This window comes from Ruegeria sp. CF5 (assembly GCF_056537325.1).
In genome coordinates this window covers 1,101,219-1,119,551 of record NZ_JBQFRI010000001.1, presented here as the reverse complement: position 1 = coordinate 1,119,551, position 18,333 = coordinate 1,101,219, and the positions used below count along the sequence as shown (strand labels likewise).

General features: G+C 53.2%; 16 protein-coding genes. 12 read left to right on the top strand and 4 right to left on the bottom strand.

All coding sequences use genetic code 11. The features are described from left to right. Positions 1 to 16: 16 nt before the first annotated feature. The 5 genes from ACR0NW_RS05365 (at position 17) to ACR0NW_RS05345 (ending at position 5,403) form a co-directional block, all read left to right on the top strand. Entirely contained in the window at positions 17 to 1,171 is a 1,155-nt protein-coding gene (locus ACR0NW_RS05365; RefSeq protein ID WP_480448498.1) for a helix-turn-helix transcriptional regulator, read from the top strand. 16 nt (positions 1,172 to 1,187) lie between these two features. Continuing rightward, positions 1,188 to 1,556 (top strand): DUF1304 family protein, encoded by a 369-nt coding sequence (locus ACR0NW_RS05360; protein WP_480448499.1) that lies wholly within the window; start codon positions 1,188 to 1,190, stop codon positions 1,554 to 1,556. A 309-nt stretch (positions 1,557 to 1,865) separates the two neighbouring features. Then, positions 1,866 to 2,534, top strand: a complete 669-nt coding sequence (locus tag ACR0NW_RS05355) for a GntR family transcriptional regulator (RefSeq protein WP_480448500.1) — start codon at positions 1,866 to 1,868, stop codon at positions 2,532 to 2,534. Positions 2,535 to 2,570: 36 nt separating this feature from the next. Beyond that, positions 2,571 to 3,314 (top strand): aspartate/glutamate racemase family protein, encoded by a 744-nt coding sequence (locus ACR0NW_RS05350; RefSeq protein WP_480448501.1) that lies wholly within the window; start codon positions 2,571 to 2,573, stop codon positions 3,312 to 3,314. A gap of 355 nt (positions 3,315 to 3,669) precedes the next feature. Further along, the gene (locus tag ACR0NW_RS05345) at positions 3,670 to 5,403 is read left to right on the top strand and encodes a thiamine pyrophosphate-binding protein (RefSeq protein WP_480448502.1); all 1,734 of its coding nucleotides are present in this window, start codon (positions 3,670 to 3,672) and stop codon (positions 5,401 to 5,403) included. Between the two features lie 310 nt (positions 5,404 to 5,713). On the opposite strand, the gene ACR0NW_RS05340 is transcribed toward ACR0NW_RS05345, so the two are convergent. Both ACR0NW_RS05340 and ACR0NW_RS05335 read right to left on the bottom strand, forming a co-directional pair. Beyond that, positions 5,714 to 7,135, bottom strand: coding sequence for an MFS transporter (locus ACR0NW_RS05340; protein ID WP_480448503.1), 1,422 nt, complete (start codon positions 7,133 to 7,135; stop codon positions 5,714 to 5,716). Positions 7,136 to 7,162: 27 nt separating this feature from the next. Next, positions 7,163 to 7,534 carry a DUF1330 domain-containing protein gene (locus ACR0NW_RS05335; RefSeq protein ID WP_480448504.1) on the bottom strand — a complete coding sequence of 124 codons (372 nt, stop codon included), beginning with the start codon at positions 7,532 to 7,534 and terminating at the stop codon, positions 7,163 to 7,165. Between the two features lie 101 nt (positions 7,535 to 7,635). On the opposite strand from ACR0NW_RS05335, the gene soxR reads away from it, so the two are divergent. Then, a complete protein-coding gene (soxR, locus tag ACR0NW_RS05330; RefSeq protein WP_480448505.1) occupies positions 7,636 to 8,109 on the top strand; it encodes a redox-sensitive transcriptional activator SoxR in 474 nt (157 codons plus the stop codon). Positions 8,110 to 8,473: 364 nt separating this feature from the next. Here soxR and ACR0NW_RS05325 read toward each other — a convergent pair whose 3' ends face one another. Beyond that, entirely contained in the window at positions 8,474 to 9,802 is a 1,329-nt protein-coding gene (locus ACR0NW_RS05325) for an adenylate/guanylate cyclase domain-containing protein (protein ID WP_480448507.1), read from the bottom strand. 291 nt (positions 9,803 to 10,093) lie between these two features. Between ACR0NW_RS05325 and ACR0NW_RS05320 the strand changes: the two genes are divergently transcribed. Continuing rightward, entirely contained in the window at positions 10,094 to 10,498 is a 405-nt protein-coding gene (locus ACR0NW_RS05320) for an OsmC family protein (RefSeq protein ID WP_480448509.1), read from the top strand. An 83-nt stretch (positions 10,499 to 10,581) separates the two neighbouring features. Here ACR0NW_RS05320 and ACR0NW_RS05315 read toward each other — a convergent pair whose 3' ends face one another. Then, the gene (locus ACR0NW_RS05315) at positions 10,582 to 11,274 is read right to left on the bottom strand and encodes a winged helix-turn-helix transcriptional regulator (protein ID WP_480448510.1); all 693 of its coding nucleotides are present in this window, start codon (positions 11,272 to 11,274) and stop codon (positions 10,582 to 10,584) included. A 171-nt stretch (positions 11,275 to 11,445) separates the two neighbouring features. On the opposite strand from ACR0NW_RS05315, the gene ACR0NW_RS05310 reads away from it, so the two are divergent. From ACR0NW_RS05310 to ACR0NW_RS05290, 5 genes are all read left to right on the top strand, one after another. Next, a complete protein-coding gene (locus tag ACR0NW_RS05310) occupies positions 11,446 to 11,772 on the top strand; it encodes a DUF1330 domain-containing protein (protein ID WP_480448512.1) in 327 nt (108 codons plus the stop codon). Positions 11,773 to 12,063: 291 nt separating this feature from the next. Further along, complete coding sequence (locus tag ACR0NW_RS05305) at positions 12,064 to 14,598, top strand: plasma-membrane proton-efflux P-type ATPase (RefSeq protein WP_480448514.1); 2,535 nt, start codon at positions 12,064 to 12,066, stop codon at positions 14,596 to 14,598. Positions 14,599 to 14,619: 21 nt separating this feature from the next. Continuing rightward, a complete protein-coding gene (locus ACR0NW_RS05300; RefSeq protein WP_480448516.1) occupies positions 14,620 to 15,468 on the top strand; it encodes a polyphosphate kinase 2 family protein in 849 nt (282 codons plus the stop codon). Positions 15,469 to 15,517: 49 nt separating this feature from the next. Then, positions 15,518 to 17,221, top strand: a complete 1,704-nt coding sequence (locus ACR0NW_RS05295; RefSeq protein WP_480448518.1) for a SulP family inorganic anion transporter — start codon at positions 15,518 to 15,520, stop codon at positions 17,219 to 17,221. Between the two features lie 302 nt (positions 17,222 to 17,523). Then, on the top strand, positions 17,524 to 18,063 hold the full coding sequence (locus tag ACR0NW_RS05290; protein WP_480448519.1) for a carboxymuconolactone decarboxylase family protein: 540 nt from the start codon (positions 17,524 to 17,526) through the stop codon (positions 18,061 to 18,063). Positions 18,064 to 18,333 lie beyond the last annotated feature (270 nt).

Sequence of the window (18,333 nt, the reverse complement as noted above, 5' to 3'; positions counted from 1 at the left end):
ATAGGTGGATAGTCCCGTGACCAATTCTGAAGAGCAGCTGATTTTACGGATTTACGATACGGTTGCAGACAGCAATCGTTGGACCGACGTTCTTGACGAGGTTGTAGATCGCGTATCTGCGCAAGGTAGTATCATTTTTGAGTGGTCAGATACTGTCAACGGGCGCACTCTGACGGCACCGATGCACTCAGGGCTGTACTCGCAAGATGTTCTGTCTGTCTATTTGTCAAAATGTCAGGAACTGGAGGCTCGCGATCAGGCAATAATACGACAGCACACGAATGAAGATGACGCAATACAGCTAATTGATGATAGCGCTTTGGCACCCTCATTAAATGAACTCAAATCGCAGGAACACGTCAAAAAACTGATGAAGCTTGGCATTCTTCATCGTGCCGCAGGCGTTATGAACAAGGACAACCAGTGGATATCCCTTTTTTCTGTTCAGCTGAACATCGCGCGCGGTCCCCTGATAGGAGAGGAACGAGCCTTCCTGTCCAAAATCCTGCCGCACCTCGCAAAGGCAATTGATTTGGGAATTCCAACGCGCCAGTTGCAACAGCGATACGAGGCCATTCTGTCTGCAATCGACAAATTATCTATCGGAATTTGTGTGCTGGATGCGCGTGGTTGGGTTGTCGCGCGCAACGACGAATTTCAGCGTCAGCAGGAAAGCTATCGGCTGTTTCGTGTTCTGGCGGACGGGCGTCTGCACATTGCGGATCCCAAGGGACAGAACAGTCTAGAGGCTTTGATGGATAGTCCGCGTCAACATGGCAAGTTCGGCGCAAGACCCCGAAAGGAGTGTATACTCAATCACACGAACGATGTTCTGTGTGTTGAAGTCATTCCGTTGCATAGACTGGACGAGATGGGAACTTCTCCGTTTCGGGGGTTTTTGCTTTGCAGCACTGACACAAGTTTACCCGCCACTTTTAATGTCAATCATGTGCAACAAGCCTTTGGCTTGACGCAGGCAGAAACCTCGATCGTCAATTCAATTGGGCGCGGTTTGACCAACCCGGAAATCGCCGATCGCCGTGGGCGTGCCGTTTCGACGATCAATGCGCAGACGAAATCAATTCTCTCAAAAACCGGCTGCTCTAACCGAACGCAATTCGTTCGAATGATGATGCGCTATGGAGGCAGTTTTTTGACACCCGAAACTTGAGTTAACGGAGATTTTCATGATTTATTTTTATTATCTTGCGCTTGCTGCTGTAATTGGTGGTCATTTTGCATTTGCGTACGCACAGTGGTTTCGCTGGCAGGACGTGTGTGAAAGGGTGACTGACTTCAATGTGGAAGAGGTTAATAGAACACGTTTTTTAGGCCGGAGTATCGCGTCCTACAACGCCTCCATTGGTTTGGGACTCTTTTTTAGTTTTTGGCTGCCGGGCTCTTCTCAGTCTTGGACCCAAGCATTTGTTTTGGGTTTTATCGTTCTGACGGCCATGGTCGGCAGCGCGGGCACGCGCGGAAACTTCATCCTTTACGCCAGACTATCACCTGCAGCGGTTGCGTTGGTTTTCCTGATCCTTGGCACGTGGATTTGACCCCAAAGGGCGTCGTTTCTTGGTCCAAACACGCTAACGTGGAGACCGGATGACTCCTTGTCGGGTCACCAATTTCGGTGTTTGAGCATCCGGCTTGCCAGAGAAGGTTTCAAGGCGAACGCAAGACGGGTTGGAATTGCCCGTGCGTTTGCCATGGCTCCCGAACTTTCCAGTGAGTTTTTTCAGGTCATGCAACAACTGACATCAGAGGATGCGTGTACATTTGTGAGATGCATGTACATATGTGAGATGTGTGTGTAGGAAGCACTGTGTACCAAATTGAATGCAACAATTGCTCGGAGAGACGATATGAGTGAGCTTTCAAGCAGCGTTGACAAAATCTATGATGAAGTGCGCAGAATGGCGACGAATTTTGAATTCAAGCCGGACCAGCGTGTCAACGAAAGTTCGCTCTCCAAATCTCTGGGTGCCAGCCGAACACCACTTCGTGAAGCGCTGAACCGATTGGTCGCCGAAGGGTTTCTGAACTTCGAAAACGGCCGCGGTTTTTTTTGCCGATCGCTTAGCCCGGAGAAAATTCAGGCGCTTTATGAGGCCCGCGTGGCGATTGAAAGCGAGGCATTGCGCCTTGCGGTGCAGCGCGCGTCTGATGCGGAAATCGAGGCGCTTTCCGAACACGTAAAACGTGGTGACGACAACTACATGACAACAGACTCCATCGCCGAAATGGTAGATGTGGACGAAGAATTCCATTTGGGGCTGGTCCGCCTTTCCCGGAACGAGGAACTTGAACGTCAGATTTCCAACATCAATGCCCGTATTCGTTATGTACGTTTTATCGATATGGAAATACGGCGCGCGCGGACCCGGGCGGACCATGTCGCAATATTGGATGCGCTTGCGCAAAGAAATGAAGATGAGGCCGTTTTGGCCCTGCGCAATCATATCGGCCGCCGGATTGAAGAAACTACCGCCGCAGTGCGGCAAGCATTTTCACAGCTTTACGTACCCAACTAAGTACTCGGCTGTGACTACAAAACAAAGGAACTACAGATGACTGTCCTGAAGGGTGGAAAAGGCATATACGGCGCCTCAGTCGGAATTCTGATGCTTGACGCAACATTTCCGCGAATTCCCGGAGATATAGGCAATGCGCTGAGCTGGGATTTTCCGGTTCAGTACCGTCTGGTACGAGGGGCCTCACCTGACAGGGTCGTGCGCGACGGCGCGCGTGGTTTGACCGAAGCTTTTATCGCATCGGCGCGTGAACTGGTCGAAAGCGGCGTTGACGGGATCACCACAAATTGCGGTTTCTTGTCCCTGATACAGGAAGAAGTCGCAGCAGCCGTCGGCGTGCCCGTCGCGACATCGTCCCTGATGCAAGTGCCAATGGTCCAGGTCCTGCTGCCGCCGGAACGGCGAGTCGGAGTGATCACGATTTCCAAGTCGACCCTGACAGAGGCGCACCTGAACGCTGCCAATGTTCCGCTCGACACGCCAATTGTGGGAACCGACAATGGCCGGGAATTCACCCGTGGAATTCTTGACAGCCATTTGGAAATAGATTTCGCAAAGTGTCGGCTCGACATGTTGGATGCAGCGGAAGAGTTGGTGACGAAGAACGAGAATATCGGCGCTATCGTGCTCGAATGCACCAATATGGTTCCCTATGCTGCAGACGTCAGAAAGCTCACCGGGTTGCCGGTCTATTCGATACATTCGTTCGTTTCCTGGTTTCAGGCGGGTTTGATGCCGAAACGTTTCCCTCTGGAGCTGGATGATCCACGCCTCTCTTGAGGATTTAATACATCCGTGTTTCGCAATGACGGATCTGGGGGTGACGCTGTTGCTGCAGCGATCACCCGGTCAGAAGTTCTTCTAAGAAACCCCACTTAAGCAGGCGCGGGTTCACAGATCATCCAGGCAGTATTTCCGAACGCGCAGAAGCATTCACCACGACTGTTCTGCGCAGCATGAGCGCCAAGGAAAAACCGTCCTGGGAATATTTACCGCCTCCACACCACAAGCTGCGCCTGCCAGCGATCGGTTAGTTTGTGCGGACGGTGCATTCATGCATTGACTGAATGGATATCTGTACATTAATAAGTCCACAAACCTGTATACAGATTTCTCTCACACAAAGGAATCCAAGATGAAACCGGCTGAGACCCAAAAAATGAATGGCGCTCAGGTCATTCTGAAAATGCTTGAACTGCACGGTGTAACCCACGTCTTTGGACTGCCCGGTGAGACGACAATCGGCTGGTACAAGGAATGGGGCAAGCAGTCGCCGATCAAGTACGTGCTGACCCGCGACGAAAGAACCGCGTCTTTCGCGGCCGAGGCTTATGCAAAAATTACCGGCCGACCCGCCGTTCTCGAAGCCCCAAGCCCGGGTGTCACGCATTGTTCTCCGGGTATCACCGAGGCATATTTGAGCTCTGTCCCGGTCATATTTTTCAGCTCGGACATCCCGATCAATCAGGACAAGAAACACGGTTTGACCGGGGTCGATCAAACCGCTCTCTATGACAGCATATGTAAAGAGTCCTTCTTGGTGACCAACCCCAAGGAAATCCCGTTTCTCCTCCGCCGGGCGTTTCGCGTCGCTACATCCGGTCGGCCCGCGCCCGTCCACATCCGCGTGCCGATCAATGTTTTCCACGATGAGGCGGAAATTGACGACCTCTATGCAGAACCCGACTACAGCACGTATCCGGCGCATCGCCCTGTCGCTGATCATGGCAAGATAAAGGAAACGATTGACCTATTGCTCAAGGCGGAGCGCCCTGTGATCGTTTCCGGGCAGGGTGGACTGATCTCAAAGGCTTCGGAGATACTTCTGGAGCTTGCCGAGCTTCTGCAAATCCCGGTCGGCACGACCACGGCAGGAAAAGGTACGATTCCAGAAACCCATCCGCTTGCATTGCGCGTGATCGGTGCAAGAGGGGGAATGGAATACTCAAATGACTACGTCAAAAATGCGGACCTGGTGTTCTTTGTCGGGACCAATACGGATTCGAGTTCGACCGATCACTGGCGCCTGTACGGAGATCCCTACAGCAAGACATTCATCCACCTGGACATCGCCGAAGCACATGTCGGCAACAACTTTCCGGTCAAAGTAGGACTGGTCGGGGATGCACGGGCCAGCCTTGAATACATGGTTGAGCTGATTAAAAAGAACCATCCTGACCTTACGAGACCAGAGGTAGACCTGAACCCGGTCAAGCGCACTGCTCTGGATGCGGTTTTCAATTCCAACATCCCAATGCCCGAGGGTGTCATTTCTCCGGTCAAGCTGTCCCAGGCATTGGACAAGATCTTGCCGTCGAATGCAGTTGTTACGTCCGAACCCGGGGTCAGCGCGATCTACCCGTCTGCATTGCTGTCTGTCCGGGAGGCAGGAAGGCGTTACATCACGAACTATTCCATGGGTGCATTGGGGTATTCGATACCTGCCGGTCTGGGCGCGATTTACGCATCAGATGGCCCTGTCATTTCTTTTACCGGCGACGGGTCATTTGGCTTCGTGATTGGCGATTTGGAAACTCTTCGCAGAAGCGGCAAGAACATCACCGTGATCCTGACCAGAAACGATACATTCGGATGGATTCGTGGTGAGGCAATCCTGTTGGATGATGTCGACGAGCCATGGACAACTGATTTTGGCGGGGTCGACTATCGGAAGCTGGCGGAATCCTTTGGGTTCAAAGCCACGCGCATCACATCGGAAGACGAGATCGAAGAAACATTGCGAGACGCGATCGCCAATCCCGGGGCGAATTTCATTGAGATCATGGTGCCGTCACAAGACAAGATCGTGCCATTCGTGCCGAACTGGGTAGAGGTCGCAAAAAAGAAAAACCTGCCGTACTTTTACTGAACTGAATCAATTTTCGAATTGATCTGATACCGCCCCCAATTTTTCAAATTGAATTGGGGGCGGTGGCATTTTTCTTCTTCGACCGGAAACAGCTTTCCTGTCGCATCGGATGCGCACCTTGATTGATTTCGTGGCAAACCATTTCGCCGAAATCAGCCTCGACCAAAGAGTGGTGACGCTGTGCTTTCGGCGACATTGGTCTATTCTCGTTCTTCAGGATGCTGAACAAGATTGGCGTGGGACTTCAATGTCTCAAAAGCGCAATCCATGCGGTGTTTGCCAAAGGTCCGGGAATACTTGTTCCATCCTGCTACTCCTTTTGCCCGGCTATCAGGGCGCGGCTGGCTAGAACTGCAACCCCGGCGACCAACCCGAAAGTTACGAACAACCACACCGCGGAATTGGCTATGGTCGTAAGGTTCCCGGCATCGTTGAATCCGGTGAAGTTGCCAACCAGACCAGCTGCGGCGGTCCCAAACGCAACTGCAAACATCTGAACTGTAGATAGGGCAGATGCGGCCATGTCCCGTTCGTTTTCATCCGTGAATTGAAGGATGAATGTGTTGAGGTGAGGCCAACCGGAGCCGATGCCAACGCCCAAAACAATCAAGGCGACTGCCAACAATACCGTCATTGCCGGTCCTGCGATACCGAACATCGGTGTGACCGTGCCAAGCGCCACACAGGCAACCATCATCAGGATTGGTCCGGCGAGGACCGCCTGGTGCATTTTTCGGCCGGTAAAGCGTGCAGAGTAAACTTCGGACGCTGCCCATCCAATGGAAACCAAAGCCGCCACATAGCCTGCCATCAGTGGGCTTAACCCATGCAGCCGTTGCAGATAAAACGGCATGAAGAACTCGGCATTGATACAGAATATCAAAAGCGCCATGACCGAAATAGCCAGAAAAAGCGGTGTTCCAGGGATGGTGGCACCGCGAGGGAACAGTCGCACGGTCTGAACCTGTTCGCGGCGCATCAGAGTTAGCAAAAGCAAGACAGACAAAAGCACAGCCGCGACCGCCCATGTGATAGTTGGTGCGATACTGCCGAGGGAAACCGCCAAGACTGACCCTGCAAGTAATCCCAATTGCCCGAATGCAATCCGCTCGGTCGGCTTATGATCCTGTTGACTACGAGGAAGTAGCTTTAGGGTCAGAGCGACAAACAAGGCCGTGATCGGAAGCATGATCCCAAAACCCATGCGCCACATGCCAAGCTCGGCGAAGATGCCTCCGATAGCTGGACCAAACAGCATTGTGATCCCCCACGTTCCGGACAAGAGAGCCATCGCCCGCGACCACAGGCGTTCCGGATAGACGACGATGATCATCGAATAGCAGAGCGTGAACAGCATCCCGCCGCCAGCACCCTGAATGACCCGACCGACCAGCAAAATCGGCATGGTCCACGCCAATGCGGCAAGCAGGCTGCCTGTCGCGAAGACAAGCCCGGACAGCCCAAATCCAAGGCGCACACCTGTGCGCCTTAACAGCTTCCCAGTGACGGCTGCACTGAGGATCGCTGCAAGCGTCGCAAGCGTCGCGTTCCAGGCGTAAAGGCTGTGCCCACCAATCTCTGCCACGATGGAAGGCAGCATCGTGGCAGAAAGGGTAATGTTCACCGCATGAAGTGCTATTCCAGCCGCAAGGACGGCGGACGCTGCTGAGAACTCTCCCCTTAGAATTTCCTGCCACCCGGCCTCTGTTTTGTGGTCTACGGCTGTCGTCATTGTTCGCTCCGCGCTCAAAATTGGTGTTCAGTCTTTTTGTATGTAAGCGTGATCCGGGTTTTGCTCGGCCCATTCTTCGGCGTCGAAACCCTCAACTGCAAACGTAAAATTTGGGGGGATCACATCCGTTCTGAGGTGCTTGACGGCCTGATACTCTTCCGAGTGCCAAAAGCCTTGCAGCGCCTCCATCGAGGGGAACCTGAACAACGTGAACCGGGCGTCTTTTTTCCATTCACCCTCGAAATGATCCATAAATTGCTCGGTCTCACCTGCAACGATCAACTCTCCTCCCCACTTTTCCATAATGGGGTGCGTGGCCTGACCGTAGGGGTCAAGCGCCCCGTGGCCCTCAGGCATAAACGAACTGGCCACAAGGTAGGCTGGCTTCTGTTTCGACATTTCAATCTCCGTGTTTTCTGCCCGATGATTCGAGCCCGCTCTTGTGTTGTTACTTCCTCAACTTAAGTTGAGGTCAATAAGTTGAACGCGAGGGTTGCAAGATGAAGCGAAGAGGTGGCCTGACGGTTGGAGACGTGGCTGAACGAAGCGGCATCGCTGTGTCTGCGGTGCACTTCTACGAGCGAAAAGGGCTGATAGCGTCGGTACGTAACGACGCCAACCACCGTCGTTATTCTCCGACTGTTTTGCGAAAGATCGCCATTATCCAGGTGGCACAACGGGCGGGCATACCGCTTCGGGAAATTGCCGAAGCAATGGATTTTCTGCCGCCCGAAGAAAAGGTGACAGTCAAACACTGGGAAAAACTCTCAGTCAGATGGACCGAAGAACTGGACGACCGTATCGCACGTTTGCAGCGGTTGAGAGACGGAATGGCAGGCTGTATCGGATGCGGTTGCTTGTCGATGGATACCTGTAAGCTGGTCAACCCTGACGACAAAATCGGTGCTAACGGTCCCGGGCCGCGATACCTTGAGGAAGATGCGCCAGAGGTAGAAGGTTTTGTTGGCGCATAGCGGACTTGGTTTGGTTAAAGCGGTGTCGGCTTTATTGTCGTTGCTGACCATTCTCCAAACGCTGATATTGCATACGCGGTGAACATGATTGGATTGGCCTGTTTGACTGAGAGTCTGCATTTATTGTTCAGCTGCATTAGTATTCAAACTAGATCACTCAGATGGGACGGATCAGGTTAGCCTGAAAACTGTGCTTCGGTATGACGGCTGGCGTAGCTGCTCAGGTTCACAGGTCAAGGCCTGCCCGGGGTCGAACTATAGGGTTTTCAAACTAACACAGGCTTCGACGCTGCATCAGGCCCGACGGCGGTACAAAGCCCAGTACGTACTCTCGTCAAACCTATGTCGCAGGGTTGACGAACCATCAATTTGCGACGGCAAAGAGGGTCCATTCTCCGCTGGTTCCTCGGAGCTCTCGCCGCCCCAGTTCACAGAAGTCGTGATCTGATCCCAGTGTCAGGTCCTTGACCGTCTGAGATGTCAGAATTTCATCGGGTCCAGCCTCGCCCATAAGTCGCGCCGCCACGTGCACGGCGACGCCGGCCAAATCCTCTCCCCTGATTTCACATTCGCCGGTATGAACTCCCGTTCGGCTTTTAAATCCCAAATTCGACACGTCGTTGCGTAGAATTTTTGCGCAATCCAAAGCACTTGTGGGCCCACGGAAGGATAGAAGGTAGCCATCTCCCGTATGCTTAATTGTGTTTCCCCCAAACGCAGCGACGCGACGATGTACGATCTGGTCAAGTTGATCCAGTACACTATGCCAGCGTTCATCACCCATCATTGTAAGGCGTTCGGTCGAAGCAACGAGATCAAGAAAAACCAAAGTGAGCAGAGTTCGCTCCGCAGATGCAGAGGCTGCTTCGCCGGTCACGAATGCCCTGATTTCAGAAACCACCTGATCTTGGTCTCCGTACCAGGCGATGTGGTCTTCACCTGGCAAAATACGTAACTTTGCACCCTTGATATTGTCAGCTAGATATCTCGCGTGGCCCACGTCGCACCATCGGTCTCCCTCGCGATGCATGACCAAGGTAGGGGTCTGAATCGCCTTGAGAACATGCCGGTAGTCGATGTTGTAATTCATCTGCGACAATTTCATCAAAGCGCGGGGACTAGCGGCATACCGAAAATAGGTATCGAGCCACCGTTGAGCCGCTGGATCATCCGAAATGCTGGGTGCGCCTTCCAGCCCGATGAAGTCGCCGTCTGCGTAACCGCTAAAGTGCTTTATCGCGTCTTCCAATTCATCGGGCTTTAGCCCAAGCGGATAGTCCGGCGCCCATTTGTATCGAGGGCGGCTTCCGTTTAGGATGAGATGGCTCACCCGCTCGGGGTAGGTGGCTGCGAAAACACTGGAGATCGCACCACCTTCTGACATTCCAAAGATCGCAACCCGTTCGGTACCTACAGCGTCCAACACCGCGTTGATGTCCAGCGATCGTTCCTCAAGAGTGGGATATCCGACATCCCGATCAGACATGCCCACACCGCGTTTGTCGAAGAAAATTACCCGCGCAAACCGACTGATTTTCGTCAGAAATCGCGCATAGTCCGGACTCTCCCAAGCGTATTCGATATGGGTTGCCCAACCTTGTGCCCAAAGCAGATCAATCGGTCCGTCCCCGAAAACCTGATAGGCGATGTGAATATCGCCCGCCTTGGCATATTGTGTCCTAGGCCGTTCCATAACCCAAGATTGCCCTCGGCACCCAATGCGTCAATAGGCTAGGTTTTTGTAAACTCACTGCTCGCGAAACTAGTGGTTTTGTCCAGTTTCCATTTATCGGCGAGGCAACCAGATTTCCCAAACCGGGCCAATACTAGGTGATATCTGAGTCAAAGTTGGCTGGCGCGTCCAACGCAATTCTTGAGGTATTGAATGTCAGACGGGTTTGATCTTTGCGTTAAGACTGACCTGAAGGTTCCATCTAGCGTATGCTGACACCGCATTAAGGCTGCCATCTAGCGGAGGTAAAAAATGCAGGTTGACGTAAAACTGCGAAACATCCCCGGCACAGAGGCCGCAGTTGGTTGGGCCGGAGGCCACACAATTGTTGCCGATAGGCCTGAGGGGAAAGCTGGTGGGCAAGGGCTTGGTTTCAACGGCGCCCAGCTTCTTGCCTTGTCACTGGGTGGGTGTTTCTGCAACGATCTGCGCTATGTGGCTGAAGATCTTGGCGTCAACCTTGCAGAAGTGACGGTTGACGTTTCACTTGATCTGAATGGTGATCCTCTTGTGGCTACAGATGCGAGAATGATTGTTCATTGTACGACGGATGACGGATCTGACCCGGCAAGCATCATTAAGCGCGCCAAAGAAAGCTGCATGGTAAGCAACACGTTGACGCGCGGCATGAATATCGCAATCTCAATGGCAGGTTAGTTGTTGTGATTTGCATCCATCCAGCCCGGCTCAATTGAAACGTAGATCAAGTCAACGTGGCCGAAACAGACGTCCCAAAACCTTTAAGATACGAGCTTTTTCTGAACGGCAAAGGGGCTTAGTCCAAGCCATGTCTGCATCGTCGAAGAAATTTCGCTTGAACCCGTAAACTCGAACTTGTCGCGCTCGGCAGACATATCCGTCAATCCCATCCAGATTGCCGTCATGGTTCTGAGGTCTGTCGAAATATAGAGATCGATTTCAAAGCCGGGATCGGCCCAGCAAAGGTCAACTTCACCTGCGGGCTCGATCACCAACCACCAGTCCCGTTTTGTTGATGGCAAGTCGTGGTACAGAAACTGGACTACGGTGCGCCGTTTTGGAAGCGGCTCGGGGTTCAGGTTCCTGCGCATGTCCCACATCAGAAGTGACGGATCGAGATTCTTCAAGGAAAGCGACGACTCGACCCATTTCTGACCCCACATTCCCATGGCGACAACAACCTCGCGCAGATCGCGTCCGGCATCAGTCAGATGATATTCGAATACACCCCGTTCCGAGGGCACCGGCATTCTTTCGACAATTCCCGCTGCTTCTAGGTCTTTCAGCCGTTGCGAAAGCAATGTCGGAGACATTTTGGGCACGCCTCGGCGCAGGTCGTTGAACCGGGTGGAGCCCGCAATGAGTTCACGCATCAATACCATCGTCCACCTTGTGCAGAGCACTTCAGCGGCCATAGCGAGCGGGCAGAACTGCTTGTAACCGGCCTGTGTCATGACGTCTCCCTTGGCTCTTTCATCACACCCTAACGGTACCACTACATGCATCTAGTCCAGAAACTGTATCACCCGCTCCAGTTCCAGGACTAGCTGAGCGCCTGTCGCTTCGGGCAACGTCGAAGCGCTTGGCGTTACCACACCGGTTCGCCACAGAAGAGGAGACAAGATATGAGCGTTTATCTGATTGCAGATATCAAAGTCACGGATGAAAGCTGGATCCCGGAGTATGCCGCGAACGTACACAAGCTGGTCGAGAAACACGGCGGACGCTACCTGTCGCGCAGCGGGAACATCGAAACACTCGAAGGTGAGGCAAAAGACAGTACTCTGATCGCCATTCTTGAATTTCCATCCCGCACCGCACTGGACGGGTTTGCGACCGATCCTGCTTACGCGCCTTACGGTCAGGCCCGGCAGTCAGGAAGCATCTCGAATTTCCGCGTAATCGACGACACGGACATCGCTGGCGCAATCCCTTATCTGAGAGCTGGCTAAAGCAATCCCTTAAATAGGGCTATCTCCGGCCGATCTGTTTTCTACGTTCTCAAGTTCCAGGTTTGAACACGCCCTTGGGGAAATTGGGTTACGACCACCGCAATCATCTTGCCTATTGAGGTGGTCAGGCGATTTTGTGTGAGACTAATAATTTCCAGCAGACTTCAATGCTGAAAAGGCTTGGCGAAACATGGTCGCTCAGCTCGCAGCGCTACTGAGCAAATTGCAGATCTGTGTAACCAATTGCGAAGCAAGCTGTTTTTGGGCTAGCTTGTCTGCAAGGTGAGAGAGATGCTTGCACAGTCTAAACCATCGAAAAAGAAAGATCCGGGGCTCGAGAAGGTCGACCTGGAGACAGTATTAAAGGATCTTTCTACAACTCGTAACGGCCTCAGTTCGGCAGAGGCTTCGGATCGGCTGAGCCAATATGGGCGAAACGAGCTGGCTGAAAAACACGTCAGCGATCTGCAGCGATTGCTCGGATATCTTTGGGGGCCGATTCCCTGGATGATCGAGGCCGCAGCTGTCCTTTCGGCGATGATCGGACATTGGTCTGACTTCATCATCATCATTGTTTTGCTGGCCTATAACGCCGCGTCAGGATTCTGGCAGGAGCGCAAGGCGGCGGATGCGTTGGCGGCGCTGAAGGCGGGGATGGCGCCTAAAGCCATGGCCCTGCGAGACGGAAAGTTCTCACAAATTGATGCAGCGACGGTCGTTCCGGGAGACGTAGTGCGCGTTAAACTTGGCGACGTCATTCCGGCCGACGTTCGGTTCATTGACGGCGACTATGTCAGCATCGACCAAGCAGCGCTGACGGGCGAATCTCTTCCGGTATCCAAGGCGGTGGGCGACGTAGGGTATTCCGGTAGTATCGCGAAGAAGGGCGAAATGAGCGCTGTGGTGATCGCTACGGGTGCCGACACCTTTTTCGGGAGAACTGCGAGCCTTGTGGCGGGCGCGGGTAAAGGCGCCTCGCATTCACAGATCGCCGTCACGCATATCGGTGATTTCCTGATTATCCTGTCAATCGCGTTGGCCTTCCTTCTGGTTGGTACCGAACTTTACCGCGACATTATCGTTGATCATTCTTGGAAATGGTCTTCGGCCGCGGACATCCTTAGAACAGTTCTGGCGCTGCTCGTCGCTTCGATTCCTGTGGCAATGCCGACGGTTATGACAGTAACGAACGCATTGGGCGCGATGAACCTTTCCAAGAAGAAGGCAATCGTTTCGCGATTGGAGGCTATCGAGGAACTTGCCGGTGTTGACGTATTGTGCTCGGACAAGACCGGAACCTTGACGAAGAACCAGCTTAGCTTAGGCGACCCCGTGCTGTTCGGTGCGAATGATCCAAAAGAGCTTGTTCTGGCGGGCGCGCTGGCTTCGCAGTTTGACGGCGACGATCCAATTGATGCGGCCGTGATCGCAGGGCTGTCGGATCCCAGCGCTCTGTCCAAATACAAGCAGGTCAAATTTGTTCCATTCGATCCCGTTTCCAAACGAACCCAGGCGGTCATAACGGACCCGGACGGCAATTCTGCAAGCTATACCAAAGGGGCGCCGCAGGTCATTTTGGACCTGTGCGAGCTAGAGCCGGAAACGCTCAAAAAAGCGCAAAATGACGTTGAAGGCCTTGCGTCAAAAGGGATGCGCGCCCTAGGCGTCGCGCGATCAGATGACAATGGGAAAGCCTGGGCGTTTCTAGGAATTCTGTCGCTTTACGATCCGCCGCGTGATGACTCGAAAGAGACGATTCAGCGAGCCAAGGAACATGGGCTATCCGTAAAAATGGTGACGGGGGATGATGTGGCCATCGGCGACCAGATCGCCGCCCAACTAGGCATGGGCGCGCACCTTCAGGCGGCCTCAGACCTGTTCACATCCAACATGGACATGAGTCAACTGCCAGAGCAAGTTGCGCAAAATGTTGAACGGGCGGATGGGTTTGCCCGGGTCTTTCCCGAACATAAGTACGCCATCGTCAAGGCGTTGCAGGATCGTGGCCATGTCGTGGCAATGACCGGAGATGGTGTGAATGATGCTCCGGCGCTGAAGCAGGCCGATTGTGGGGTTGCGGTCAGCGGGGCAACAGACGCCGCACGTGCCGCTGCTGCCTTGGTTTTAACGGCGCCTGGACTGTCAACCATCATTGATGCCATCGAAGAAGCAAGGCGTATATTCGAGAGAATCCTGAACTATATCGTCTACCGGGTCGCCATGACGCTGGACATTATGTTCGTGGTGGTAATGGCGACGATACTATTCGGTTTTTCTCCGTTGACGCCCATCATGATTATCATGCTGGCGCTGCTTGATGATGTGCCGATCATGACAATCGCCTACGACAACACCTACCTGCCGAAGAAACCCGTCCGATGGGACATGCGGCGCATTCTGCTTGGCGCCAGTCTGATGGGGCTGCTTTCAATCGTTCAGACCTTTGGCCTATTGCTGATTGGGATGCACTGGATCAACAGCACGTCTCTGCAGTCATGGATTTCGCTGACGCAAGAACAAATACAGACGGTCTTGTTTCTGCAACTTGCGGCGGGTGGGCATCTTTTGTTGTTCGTTGTCCGATCAAGGGGAGCTTTCTTTGCCCGACCCTGGCCCGCGCGCCCGCTGCTGATCGCGGTTATCGGTACCCAAGCAATCGCCGTCGCGCTGTGCGGTTTCGGTTGGTTTGTCGAACAAATCCCGTGGACCGTGATCGGTCTGGTCTGGGTGTATATGCTGATCTGGTTAGTTATTCTTGACCTGACAAAGCTGGGTATGATGCGCCGGTTGCAGGACTCTCATAATGCGGCGCACCGTACAGCGTGAAACGCATAGGAAGGCTGATTCATGCATTACTTCAACAAATTTCGAGTAAAGCCGGGCAGCAAGATCAATCTCGACGACATTGATGCCGACTTTAAGGACAAGCACGAAGACCATCAGCACGCTTTGCCCGAGATCGAGGCTTACGCACAAAAGATCAGCGAGCTTCAATATCTTCTATATGCCGAGAAGAAGCGCTCGCTTTTGATCTGTCTGCAGGGGCGCGACGCCGCTGGAAAAGACGGGACCATAAATCACGTTCTCGCAGCAATGAACCCGCAGGGCTGTAACGTCAGCGGCTTCAAGGTTCCCACCAAAGAAGAAGCCGCTCATGATTTTCTGTGGCGCTATCACAAAGCCACACCCGCCAAGGGTCAGGTCGGGATCTTCAACCGCTCGCATTACGAGGATGTTCTTGTCGTCCGGGTACATGATCTGGTGCCCAAAGACGTCTGGGAAAAACGATACGACCATATCAACGCATTCGAGGCGCTGCTGCGCGATAACGAAACGCATGTTCTGAAGTTTTACTTACACATTAGTCCCGAGGAAGAATTGCGCCGGTTTGGTGAACGGCTGGAGGATCCCGCACGGCATTGGAAGATCAGCGAAGGCGACTATGCCGAACGCCCGCTTTGGGACGATTACACCAAGGCCTTTGAGGCGGCTCTTTCAAAGTGCAGCACTGACGCTGCGCCCTGGTTTGTCATTCCGGCCAATCACAAGTGGTTCCGCAATCTGGCTGTATCCCGGATTGTCAGCGAATATCTGGAATCTTTGAATATGGAGTTTCCGAAACCGACTGTTGATCTCGAAGAAATTCGTGAGAAATTTCATGCCGCCGAAAAACGCGCGCGGGAACACGAGAAATAGTTTCCACCACCGAGCAGCGACCCCTCTAATTCGAAGGTGCAGCGTTTGAATGCCTGAAAAAACATCCCGCATTCGCGGATTATCCCTTCCGGTCCTGCAAGGAATCCTGCCGATTGATCCAACGAAGCTTCCGATGGAAGTTCTTGCCGGCGTGACGTTTGCATGTCTCGCAATACCCGAGGTTATGGGGTACACAAAAATTGCCGGAACCCCGGTCATTACCGGGCTCTATACGATCCTGATTCCGATGACATTGTTCGCGGTATTCGGATCCTCGCGCCATCTTGTTGTCGGTGCGGATTCGGCGACCGCTGCCATCACCGCATCGGCCTTGGCCGGAATGGCTGTGAGCGGCACTTCCGAATACATGGCGCTGGCGTCGCTATTGGCGTTGATGGCCGGCATTCTGCTGATTGCGGCCCGGATCATAGGTCTTGGATTTCTGGCAGATTTTCTGTCACGGACTGTGCTCGTCGGATTTCTGACTGGTGTCGGAGTACAGGTCTCGCTGGGCGAATTGCCTGGATTGTTTGGTATTGAAACCAGCGGCCATGGCGTCGTCGAAAAACTCTCAAGCGCTTATCAAAACGTGGGTCAGGTTAATTGGGCAACGTTTTTGATTGCGGCCGCAGTCTTGTTCATTGTCATCGGAACCAAGCGCCTGTCTCCCAAAATCCCGGGGCCTTTGATTGCTGTAATCGGGATCATTGGGCTCAGTTGGAACTTTGATTTCGGAGGGTATGGTATTGCCTTGCTTGGCCCCGTACCCGGTGGTTTGCCATCGCTTTCAATCCCGGATGTCGACTGGACCTGGATGACATTCAAGCAGCTGCTGCCGACAGCGATTGCGATACTGGTTGTCATCCTTGCACAGAGTGCTGCCACTTCCCGCGCCTATGCGATGCGCTACGGGGACAAATTCAACGAGAATACCGATCTTGTCGGGCTGGGCATCGCTAATATCGGCGCCGCCTTCAGCGCAACATTCGTCGTCAACGGTAGCCCGACCAAGACCGAGATGGTTGCCGGTTCCGGAGGCCAAAGCCAAATAGCGCAACTAACCACAGCGCTGGTCGTGCTTTTGGTGCTGCTGTTCTTGACACAGCCGCTCGCGTTCTTACCCAACGCGGTGCTTTCCGCCATCGTATTCCTGATTGGCCTAAAGCTGATCGACCACCGTGGATTGCGGGATATCTTCGTCCAGGCGCCAACCGAATTCTGGATCGCGATGGGCACCGCTGCGGTTGTTGTCGTCGTCGGAGTTGAACAAGGCATCATCTTTGCAATGGTCATTTCGCTGATCGATCACACGCGAAAGGGTTATCGACCCAAGAACTCCGTGATCACCAAAGCGTCAGATGGCGAATGGCTAACGCAATCCTTAGACAAGCCTGGCCAATTTGAACCGGGACTGACTATCTACCGCTTCTCGCACGGAATGTATTATGCAAACGCACAGCGATTTTCGAACGAGGTCACAGATGTCATCGCTGCAATCAAGGACCAGACGCGCTGGTTATGCATCGATGCATCCGCAATCGACGACATCGACTACACGGCCGGGTACGTTTTGAAATCAACTGTTCAAAAGCTCCGTGCACGCGGTACCAAGGTCGTGTTTCTGTTCGCCGAGCCATCGTTAAAGAAGGAACTCAAGCGCTATGGAATAACCGATCTAGTCTCCAAGTCGTCCTTCTTCGCAACCGGTCATGAGATGATCAGCGCTTACGAAGCTGAAGTGGCGAAGAGATAAGAAGGCATCTCGGTCCATGTGCGCTCGCATGGTCGTGTCAGCCAAGTACGCGGAATTTGCATCTATAGCCAACGACTGGTTTGGCATGACGCACCGCAGCACCCGAAGGAGCAGCTAAGTTCGGCAATGGGTCGTCCTGTTCTGAGTCAGGCAGGACTGAAGACAAGATGCTGCGCTTGCTCCAACGACAGCAGTGAGCCCAAAGCGAACCAGGACGGCACCCAATCCGTTTGGTTGACCTGGCCGTCATTGAGGCTTCAAATGCAATGGTGCAGTCGTAGATTGATTGAAAGGTAGTATCCATGTTGCCCGTACCGACACTTGATAACCCTGACGGTGTGGACGCCAAAACCGTTGAATTGCTTGAGAAAATGTCGCAGTTCAACATTTTATGGATGCTGGGAAGAACGGGCTGGCTCAGCGAAATTTCAGCGATCTTGTCCGAGATGTTCGATGATGCACAATTTCCGGCGGTTGACAGAGAAGTCATGGCTTTGCGCATCGCGGCACTTTGCAGCGTCGACTACGTCCTCAAACAACATATCGCATTCGCTAAAAACGCGGGGCTAACCCAGCGCGAAATCGACGCAATTGTTGGAAACGATCTGAGCGCGCTCGATGGATGGACTGCAACTTTGTGCGAAATTTGTGACGAGATCACTAAATCGGTTGTGATAAGTAGAAGCTCATTGGAGAAATTGATTGACCAATATGGGCGAAACGATGCCACCAAAGCAATATGGGTCATGGGGTGGTTCAACATGCTCGTTCGGTTTGCAGGCTCCGTGCGTGTTCCTTTGGAGCCCGACAACCGGGCTTCTGAATTGTCCTCGCCAGTATAGCGACAGAGTTCAGTTTAAACCCTATTCTTGGTTCCTAACTCATTAATTTTGCCACCATTCAACGCTGATCGGATGCAGGCAAATTAGATTGAGGACATTACGGTAAACGGCAGCTTTGTCCCTCGGTCAGTGAATTTGTTCGCCCGCTGATTTTGCGTGTGCAGCGCATGGTAGGTTTGACGGGCGGGGCCGCAGCATAGAGGCTATGCGATGAACGTCCGGAACGGGCCGTCCTTGTCTGAGCTAGACGGATCTGCCGACAAGATGTTG